Origin of the sequence: Clostridium sp. cel8 (assembly GCF_014050525.1) — a bacterium.
Taxonomy (GTDB): Bacteria; Bacillota; Clostridia; order Clostridiales; family Clostridiaceae; genus Clostridium_B.
On sequence record NZ_JACGAG010000013.1, the window covers coordinates 52,758 to 63,097 of the forward strand.

9 protein-coding genes are annotated in these 10,340 nt (G+C 29.1%); 1 reads left to right on the forward strand and 8 read right to left on the reverse strand.

Going from position 1 to position 10,340, the window contains the following annotated elements:
* Positions 1-201: 201 nt before the first annotated feature.
* Positions 202-903, reverse strand: coding sequence for a 2-C-methyl-D-erythritol 4-phosphate cytidylyltransferase (gene ispD, locus H2684_RS10835; RefSeq protein ID WP_182089419.1), 702 nt, complete (start codon positions 901-903; stop codon positions 202-204).
* A gap of 1 nt (position 904) precedes the next feature.
* On the reverse strand, positions 905-2,011 hold the full coding sequence (locus tag H2684_RS10840; protein ID WP_182089420.1) for a PIN/TRAM domain-containing protein: 1,107 nt from the start codon (positions 2,009-2,011) through the stop codon (positions 905-907).
* Between the two features lie 299 nt (positions 2,012-2,310).
* Here H2684_RS10840 and H2684_RS10845 point away from each other — a divergent pair, with 299 nt between their 5' ends.
* Positions 2,311-2,718 (forward strand): DUF1573 domain-containing protein, encoded by a 408-nt coding sequence (locus tag H2684_RS10845; protein ID WP_182089421.1) that lies wholly within the window; start codon positions 2,311-2,313, stop codon positions 2,716-2,718.
* A gap of 26 nt (positions 2,719-2,744) precedes the next feature.
* Here H2684_RS10845 and disA read toward each other — a convergent pair whose 3' ends face one another.
* From disA to H2684_RS10875, 6 genes are all read right to left on the reverse strand, one after another.
* The gene (disA, locus tag H2684_RS10850) at positions 2,745-3,818 is read right to left on the reverse strand and encodes a DNA integrity scanning diadenylate cyclase DisA (protein WP_182089422.1); all 1,074 of its coding nucleotides are present in this window, start codon (positions 3,816-3,818) and stop codon (positions 2,745-2,747) included.
* A gap of 15 nt (positions 3,819-3,833) precedes the next feature.
* Entirely contained in the window at positions 3,834-5,198 is a 1,365-nt protein-coding gene (radA, locus tag H2684_RS10855) for a DNA repair protein RadA (protein WP_182089423.1), read from the reverse strand.
* 128 nt (positions 5,199-5,326) lie between these two features.
* Positions 5,327-7,768 carry an ATP-dependent Clp protease ATP-binding subunit gene (locus H2684_RS10860; protein ID WP_182089424.1) on the reverse strand — a complete coding sequence of 814 codons (2,442 nt, stop codon included), beginning with the start codon at positions 7,766-7,768 and terminating at the stop codon, positions 5,327-5,329.
* Between the two features lie 21 nt (positions 7,769-7,789).
* The gene (locus H2684_RS10865) at positions 7,790-8,827 is read right to left on the reverse strand and encodes a protein arginine kinase (protein ID WP_182089425.1); all 1,038 of its coding nucleotides are present in this window, start codon (positions 8,825-8,827) and stop codon (positions 7,790-7,792) included.
* Between the two features lie 2 nt (positions 8,828-8,829).
* The gene (locus H2684_RS10870) at positions 8,830-9,363 is read right to left on the reverse strand and encodes a UvrB/UvrC motif-containing protein (RefSeq protein WP_182089426.1); all 534 of its coding nucleotides are present in this window, start codon (positions 9,361-9,363) and stop codon (positions 8,830-8,832) included.
* Between the two features lie 31 nt (positions 9,364-9,394).
* Positions 9,395-9,859: a CtsR family transcriptional regulator gene (locus H2684_RS10875; RefSeq protein WP_347707548.1), complete on the reverse strand. Its 465-nt coding sequence runs from the start codon at positions 9,857-9,859 to the stop codon at positions 9,395-9,397.
* Between the last annotated feature and the right edge of the window lie 481 nt (positions 9,860-10,340).

Genomic DNA, 10,340 nt, shown 5'->3' on the forward strand with positions numbered 1-10,340 from the left:
AAATTTTTGCACTCCTCATTTAATTTTATACCATAATTATATGAATCTTGCTTATTAAATCCATAATCATTATTTATTTTATCATATTATTATACACAAAATAAAATTTCTGATGCTTTTATTTGATGTATTTTTTACTTTAATTTAAGTTAATTCCCCTGTCCCATATTGCTTACACATATGAGGCAAGGGAATCAAAATTCAATCATTTTTTAAATCCTTAATTATCATTTCCGCCGTTTTTAAATCATCCTGAGTAGTTATCTTTATATTGTTATAACTTCCATCATAAAAATACACCTTATTACCATAATTTTCTACTACCATAGTATCATCTGTAACATCAATGCCATCTTCAAAAATTTTTTTGTGACATTTCCATATGAGATCAAAATTAAAACACTGCGGTGTTTGAACTAAAACAAGCCTGTTTCTATCTAAAGTATTTGTAGAAAACCCTTTTTCATCTTTAACTTTTATAGTATCTTTAACACTTATTCCACAAGCACATGCATTATACAACCTAGAAAACCTTATTCCATCATCTATTATTTTATCTGTAACAAAAGGTCTTGCCCCATCATGAATCAAAACTATATTGCAATTATATTTTTTTAAAGCAATTAGCCCTTTTAAAACGGAATCCTGGCGTTTGCATCCTCCTTCTACAATATCTAAAACTTTCGTAAAATTATATTTTTCAATTACATTCTTCCTACAATACTCAATTTCATTTTTTGAGCATACAACAATTATTCCATCGATTAAATCACTTTTAGAAAAGGTATTTATAGAATAATACAACATTGGCTTTCCATCTATATTTATGAATTGTTTATTTATATTAGCCTGCATCCTTCTCCCTTTTCCTGCAGCAACTATAATAGCATAATTACCTTTCATTTTAAAACTCCTCTTTCTGCTTTGCAAATATCATTCTTCCTGCTGCCGTTTGTAATACAGAAGTTACAACCACATTTTTTGTTTCTCCTATATATTTTCTTCCTCCTTCTATAACTATCATAGTTCCATCGTCAAGATACGCTATTCCCTGGCCAGATTCTTTACCATCTTTAATTATTTGTACTGTCATTTCTTCACCTGGAAGCACTACAGGTTTTACAGCATTTGCAAGTTCATTTATATTTAAAACTGGTACTCCCTGAAATTCTGCCACTTTGTTTAAATTATAATCATTAGTTATGACTTTTCCGTCCAATACTTGAGAAAGTTTTAAAAGTTTACTATCAACTTCTTTTATATCAGGAAAGTCCTTTTCATATATTTTAACATCTATACTTAATTCCTTTTGTATTTTATTAAGTATATCAAGACCTCTTCTTCCTCTAGTTCTCTTTAATCCATCTGACGAATCTGCTATATGTCTAAGTTCCGCCAATACAAAATTAGGAATTATAAGCGGTCCCTCTATAAAACCAGTTTGACATATATCAAATATTCTTCCATCAATTATTACAGATGTATCAAGTACTTTTGGGCATACACCACTAAATTCATTTTTAGGTTTCTTCTCTTTTACAGTCTGTGTTCTTTTAATAAAAATATTACTAAATAAATTTATCAGCTCATCCTTTTTCCTTATAGCTAAATTTGCACCAAGTGCAGCCATAAGAATAGCTATCAATACTGCAAGCATAGCTCCCACAATAGGTATTTTAGCTATCAAGTTTACAAATACTGATGATATTAGAAGTCCTAACAATGCACCTATTAACCCAATCAATATTTCTACCGCCGGAAGCTTTTGTAGACTTCTCTCAATATAATCCATAATTTTCATTATAAGAATATTAATCCACGGCGATATTAAAAATAATATAATTCCAAAAATTATACTTACTATAGTTGGAAATAAAATTTTTCCTATAAGTCCATTACTTAAGTAATCAGATTTAACAAAGTATTGACTATTAATTATCATTTTTCCCAAGAAATATCCAAGTATTAAGCCTATTATTGTAAAAAGTCCTCTCAATGTTTTTCTTAACAATAGACTCACCTCCTCATAAATTATTAGATAGTTCATTTCTGTCAATATCTAATATATATTAACAAAGCATTTTTTTCAATAAGACTTCACTTATTTAATAAATTATTTACTAAAATTTCGCATTTTAATCAAATTTACCTTTTTTGTTTAGCATAAAAGTTTAATGAATCCCCCTATTCAGAAAATAATTATTGTCTTATTATATATGTTAAACGAAGACATACTTTATTGACAAAATTATCTAGTAAAAATTATAATTATCATATGTTATCATAATTATAAATGAGGAGTTGAATTAGATGAAAGATATAATCTTCGACAATTTTCAAAATGTTGTTAATGAATCATTATTAAGACATAAAAGTATTTTAGATATATTAACTAAGCTTCAAGAATCAAACGGAAGAATAAACAGAGCAGTAGCAAAATCTGTTACAAACTGTGGCTGTATACAAATATCTGCAGATAAACAGCATATACCTTCTGAAAAAGATGATGATATAGATATAAATTCATTTGAAAAATGTTTAAAAACCCATGTAAATGGTGAACTATGCGATAATTGCAGGGAAATTATATCAAATGAAATAGGAAATAATTTATTTTATTTGACTTCCTTATGCAATACATTAAATTTAAATTTATATGATATATTATTAAAAGAATATGATAAAATGACCACACTAGGTAAATATACATTTAGGTGAAACAGCGCACAAAATAATGATTAACATTATTTTGTGCTAAAATTATCATCTACTAACATCTGTTCTCTTAATCTTCTAAGTCCATTCTTTATAGCCCTTGCTCTGGCTTCTCCAATACCCTCTACACTGTCAAGTTCTTCATAAGATGCTTCAATTACACCTTTTAATTCTTTAAAATTATTAACCAAATTCTCTATTACATTAGTTGGTATTCTAGGTATTTTATTTAGCATCCTATATCCTCTAGGAGAAATCAACGTGTCAATAAGTGGAACACCTGTATATCCTAACGCTTTTGCAATACAATCAAGATTTAACAACTCATCATAAGTCATTCCTTGTATTTGTTTGTAAATTTCATCATAACTAGTATCTTTTTGGCAATAATCTCTTATCATCCATATTCCATCTTGTTCAATATCTTTTATAAGTTCATTTAACTGCATTGATATAAGTCTGCCCTCATTACCAAGTTCACATATGTATATTTCAATTTCGGATACTATTCTCATTACCATTTCTGTTCTTTGAATAGCTGTCATGACATCAAAAAGTGTAACTAAATCTTGAAACTCCAGAGCATTTAAATTATTTACAATTCTCTCAAGAACAGAAACGTACTTTTCCAATGTCTGAAGCGCTTGATTTGCTCTTGCAAGAATAATACTACTATCTCTAAGTACATATTTCATGTAACCTTTATAAACAGTTATTATATTTCTTCTCTGAGAAATAGCAATTACTATAGCTCCCGTCTGTTTGGCTACTCTATCTGCAGTCCTATGCCTAGTCCCTGTTTCAAAAGTTGTTATTCCTGAATTTGGAATAAGCTGAGCATTTGCACATACTATTTTCTTTAAATCACTGCTTAAAACTATTGCACCATCCATTTTTGCAAGTTCATAAACATAGGACGGACTATAATCAGAATTTATAGTAAATCCTCCATCAACTACTTTTAATATCTGTTCACTATCTCCTAGTAATAAGAGACCCCCTGTTTTTGCCCTAAGTATATTCTCAAGTCCATCTCTAAGCTGAGTGCCAGGAGCCAATAATTTCAATACACTTTTCAATTCTTTATTCTTTTCTATTCTCAAAATTATCACCTTAAATCAAAAGACTTTATTTAATGCCTCTTTAAGGGAAGACACACCCTTAATATTTATTTCATTATCATTAATCTTTTCTTTGTTCTTTTCAGGAATCAATATATTATTAAACCCCATTTTCTTAGCTTCATTTACAATTCTATCACAAAATGACACAGGTCGTACCTCTCCAGTAAGACCAATTTCACCTACTACAAGTAAATTTTTTAATTTTACACTCATAGATTTAGCACTTGAAATAAGAGAAATTGCAAGACCTAGATCCCCAAAAGTTCCTTCAATTTCAAGTCCACCTACTACATTTACATAAACATCACAATTATAAAATGGTATTTTTAGCTTTTTTTCAAGTACAGCTAAGATCAAATTCAATCTTGAATTATCCACACCTACTGCAGTTCTTCTTGGCATTACAGCCTTTGTTTGAGTTACCAAAGCCTGTATTTCTACAAGTATAGGTCTAGTTCCCTCCACTATTCCAATAACTATTGATCCTTCTTGCTGTGAATTTGTTTCTTCTAGAAAAACTTGAGATGGATTTGGAACCTGACAAAGGCCACTCTCTTTCATCTCAAACACACCTATTTCACTTGTAGTTCCGAATCTATTTTTTACTGTTCTAAGTATTCTAAATTCTTCATTTCTTTCCCCTTCAAAGAAAAGAACAGTATCAACCATGTGTTCAAGAACTCTAGGACCAGCTAACTCCCCTTGTTTAGTAATATGAGCCACTATAAAAAATGATATTACATTTGTTTTTCCTATACGCATAATATCGTTAGAACTTTCTCTAACTTGAGATACGCTTCCAGGTGCAGACGCTACAGTATCTTTAAATAAAGTTTGTATAGAATCTATTATAACAAAAATAGGTTCAGTATTTTCTATATTTTTCTCTATTATATCTAAATTAGTTTCAGAAAGTACATAAATATTGTCTGAATTTACTCCTAATCTATCCCCCCTCATTTTTATCTGCTCTTCTGATTCCTCACCTGAAATATAAAGCACTTTTCCATATTTGTTGGCAATATTATTAGCTGTTTGAAGAAGCAACGTAGACTTACCTATTCCTGGTGATCCTGATATAAGTGTAAGTGATCCTCTTACAATTCCTCCTCCAAGTACTCTATTAAGTTCGTCTATTCCAGTATCAAATCTAGCATATTCACTAGACTTTATATTATTAATATTCTTCGGTTTACTACTAGTTATACTCTTGTGAAAACTAGAATAACCTTTTTTGCCGGAAGTTTTACTTTCCTCTACCATGGTATTCCATTCATTGCAATTTGGACATTTCCCTATCCATTTCAAAGACTCATATCCACAATTTTGACATACAAATACAGTTTTAATTTTTCCCACTACATTATCTCCTCCAGATAAAAACAATTATTATTAATAAGGTTAATATTTTTAGTTATTTAATTAGTAATTAAATAACTAAAAATTAAGAATACACCCCATACTTATAGTATGGGGTAGGATAAAAATTATTCTACTTTCACAAATTCTAATTCATCTTTATTTGAAATTGCTCTTACTTTATCTCCTCTTTTTACATTTCCTTTAAGCATTTCTTCTGAAAGTTTATCTTCAACAATCTTAGTAATTGCTCTTCTAAGTGGTCTTGCTCCATAATTTATATCAATGCCTTCCTTACTTAAAAGTTCTTGCACGTCTTCAGTAAATTCAACCTCAATATCTTGATCTTTCAATCTTGAAGAAACTTCTTTAAGCATAAGTTTTACTATTTTCTTCAAATCCTCTTTTTCAAGCTTTCTAAATACTATAATATCATCAATTCTATTTAAAAATTCAGGTTTAAATGAATCTTTTAATTCCTTCATTACATTATCTTTCATTCTTTCATAATCACTATTGCGTGTACTTTCTTCATTTCCTGAGGTAAATCCCATAAACTTTTGTCTTCTTATAGTAGATGCTCCAACATTTGATGTCATTATTATTATAGTATTTTTGAAATTAACAGTCTTACCTTTTCCATCTGTTAATCTACCATCTTCAAGTATTTGAAGCAATATATTAAATATCTCTGGATGAGCCTTTTCAATTTCATCAAACAAAACTACAGAATAAGGATTTCTTCTTACCTTTTCAGTAAGTTGACCACCTTCATCATAACCTACATATCCTGGAGGAGAACCTATAAGTCTAGATACAGTGTGTTTTTCCATGTATTCAGACATATCAATCCTTATCATATTACTTTCATCACCAAACATAGCTTCAGCTAAAGCCTTAGATAGTTCTGTCTTTCCTACACCAGTAGGTCCTAAAAATATAAACGAACCTATAGGTCTATTTGGATCTTTTAATCCAACTCTTGCTCTTCTTACAGCTCTAGCTATAGATTTAACTGCATCATCTTGACCTATGACTCTTTTATGAAGTATATCTTCAAGTTTAAGAAGCTTTTCAGATTCTTTTTCTGTCAATTTTTTAACTGGTATATTAGTCCATTGTGATACAACTGATGCAATATGTTCTTCAGTAACCTTTAATGAAGATACTTCCTTTTCAGTTTTCCAGTTATTTTTCATATCTTCAAGTTTATCTTTTAATTCTTTTTCCTTATCCCTTAGTTTAGCTGCTTTCTCAAAATTTTGAACTCTTATTGAATCCTCTTTCTCCTTTGTTATTTTCTCTAAATCACTCTCAATTTTCTTAACATCAGGTGGTGCAATCAAATTCTGTATTCTTATTTTAGCGCATGCCTCATCAATAAGATCAATAGCTTTATCTGGTAAATATCTATCTGTGATATACCTATCCGAGAATGCTACTGCTGCTTCTATTGATTCATCAGTTATCTTTACTCTATGATGCGCCTCATATTTATCTCTAAGACCTCTTAATATAAGAACAGCCTCTTCTTTCGTTGGCTCTCCTACCATTATAGGCTGAAATCTTCTTTCAAGAGCAGCATCTTTTTCAATATATTTTCTATATTCATCTATAGTAGTGGCACCGATACACTGTATTTCTCCTCTTGCCAAAGCTGGCTTTAATATATTTGAAGCATCAACTGCACCTTCAGCTGCACCAGCTCCAATAATTGTATGAATTTCATCTATAAATAATATTACATTTCCGGATTTTCTTATCTCAGCCATTACTTTCTTTAATCTTTCTTCGAATTCCCCTCTATACTTGGAACCTGCAATCATTAAAGAAAGATCTAAAGTAACAACTCTTTTACCTCTTAAAAGTTCAGGAATATTAGAAGAAACTATTTTCTGTGCTAAACCTTCTGCTATGGCTGTTTTACCTACACCAGGATCACCTATAAGACATGGATTATTTTTTGTTCTTCTACTCAATATTTCAAGTACTCTTTGAGTTTCTTTATCCCTTCCTATAACAGGATCTAGCTTTCCCTCCTTTGCCATTTCTGTTAGATCCCGTCCAAATTGATCTAATGTAGGAGTTGGTTCTCCTGATCCCTTTTTAGCACTATTCCTATTTAGGGATTGTTGTCCTGATAAAGAATTTATTAATTCTTTTTTCAACTTATTGAAATCTGCTCCAAGATTATTCAAAATCGTAAAAGCAACTCCTTCAGCTTCTCTTATAAGTGCTAACAATATATGTTCAGGACTTATATAATTATGACTCAAATTTCTTGCCTCATATAAACTTAATTCAAGAAGTCTTTTTGTTCTAGGAGTCAATGGTATTTCATTATTGTATAACTCTATTTCTCCCATTCCTTCATATTCTTCTATAAGTGACTTCACATTTTCAGCAGTAATATTCATATTATTCAATAGAGTTTTAGATATTCCTTCCTCTCTTAATATTCCAAGTAATATATGTTCAGTTCCAACATATCCATGTTTAAGTGATTGAGCTTCTTCTTGAGCATATACTATAACTTTTTGTGCTCTTTCTGTAAACCTTCCAAACATCATAATATATTCACCATCCTTTTATTAAGCTGTAACATTTTTCAACTTTTCTCTTACAATTTTTGCTCTTTTAAAATTTATTTCTCTATTTGTCAAAACAGTATTACTGTTCTGTTGTATATTTGCAGGTTGTATTTCAACTAAAAGACTATTCAATGTTGATTTACTTATATCTTTAATCATTCCCATTTCCACACCTAATCTTACATATGACAAAAAATTTAAGGCTTCATTTAGTCCTAATAATACAGCATACCTCAAAATTCCAAGACACCTATACATCTCATTTTCTAATTCATATCTTGAATTTTTTATAATATTTGCTCTACATGATTTTTCTTCATTTATCACTTGATTTACAAGTACTTTAAGATTAGTCATTATCTCTTCTTCACTACGTCCTAAGGTAACTTGATTCGAAATTTGATATATATTACCTAAAGCCCTAGATCCTTCACCATGCAAACCTCTTATTGTCATGCCTACCTGACTTAATGTATTTAAAAGACCATTTATTTGATTATTAAATGATATAGCTGGAAGATGCAACATAACAGATGCCCTAAGCCCTGTTCCTAAATTTGTTGGACAAGAAGTTAAATATCCAAATCTTTCATCAAAGGCATATTCAAGATCTTCCTCTAAAATATTGTCTATTTTATCACTTACATCATATACTTCTTCTAAATTTAATCCTGAAGTTATGCACTGTATTCTTATATGATCTTCTTCATTTATCATTATACTTATTGTTTCGTCTTTGTTTAATATAAATGCACTTTTATTACTACTATCTATTAGATTATTACTTATGAGATGTTTTTCTAAAAACATTTTTCTTTCATTTTCATTTTTATTCCAAAGATAATTTGTAGTAAACTGATTCTTTATATTATCATCTTTATAAAATGCATTTTCTACAAGTTCTATTACCTTTTTACTTTTTTCTTCATTTAACTTATGTGGGAAAGGAACCTTGGCTAAATTTCTTGCTAGTCTAACCCTACTACTTATAACCAAATCTTCATTTTTTCCATTAGATGATGTAAGCCAATTATCCATTTCTATTCCCCCTTACTATTCCTGTATTTGCTTTGAAGTTCTTTTATCTTATCTCTTATCTCAGCTGCTTTCTCATATTTCTCTAAAGCTATGCATTTTTGAAGATCCTGTTTTAATTTTATAAGGGTACGTCTATCTATAATTTTACTTCCAGATCTCTTTGGAATCTTTCCTGTGTGCTCTAGATTTACCTGAACTCTTTTAATTATTGGCTTTAATATATTTGCAAATTCTCTATAACATTCACTGCATCCTACAAATCCTGTTTTCTTAAATTCTCTGTAAGAAGTTCCACAATTTTTACATGTTATATCAAAATTTTCTCCTTTCTTATTAGAACTATTCATATAATCCATAATTCCACTTAATATATTCTGAAAACTAAAAGGAGAAACAAAATTTATTTCAGGTTCAAAATTTAATTCGCCATTTTCCAATGCACATTTTTCACACAAATTGATTTCTTGTTTAACACCATTTACTATCTTTGTTATATGAACAGTAGCATCATTTTTCTTACACATATCACATAGCATAGCTATCACCTCACAATATTTGTATGTGTTTCTAATTTTCATCAAATATTACCATCATGGCAGATTTAAGTACAGATGCTCTTAACTTATTTTTATTATCAGCAAACTCATTAAAAGTTCTATCATTAATAACTACTTTTAATATTCTAGCTTCTCTTTTTGTAATAATATCTGCTTCAAATAATCCATCTATAATATTAGTAGCAACATTATAAGTTATACTATCTCCTATTTTTTCAAATATAAGATCGAGTAAATTTCTATTACTACTACAAAGTACTCTCCTTATAATTATACAACCTCCACCACCTCTTTTGCTTTCTACATAATAACCTTTATCTACAGTAAATCTAGTGGTCAAAACATAATTTATTTGAGAAGGAGCACAACTAAAATGATTAGCTAATTCATTTCTTCTAATTTGTAGCTGAGATTCGCTACTGCTTTCCATCATTTGCTTTATAAATTCCTCTATTACATCAGATAATCTTGCCACCATATCACCTTCTTATTCACTTCTTAATTAATTGAATTTAAATCGCAATATTTCTTTGACTTTCTTTGACTTTAATTTAATAATATTATTATATATGTTTTTATTCAACCTCTATATTCAGTTAAATCTTAAATTTTATCAATAAAATGTGGTTATATCTCGTATTTACTCTTATTTTCTTATTGATACTTTATATATATTATAATGTATTCATATTAATAAATATTGTATAAATTTCATTATTTATTATTAAGTATTATTTAATATAATAATACTTAATAATATACATAATATGTAAAAATATTTAATATAATGATATTAACATATATAAAGCTAAAATACAAAAAAAAAGCAAATCTTTTGATTTGCTTTTATAATCATTGTAATTATATTTAATTCGAAATAAAAAATGGCTCCGTGGAGAGGGCTCGAACCTCCAACCCTTCGGTTAACAGCCGAATGCTCAACCATTGAGCTACCA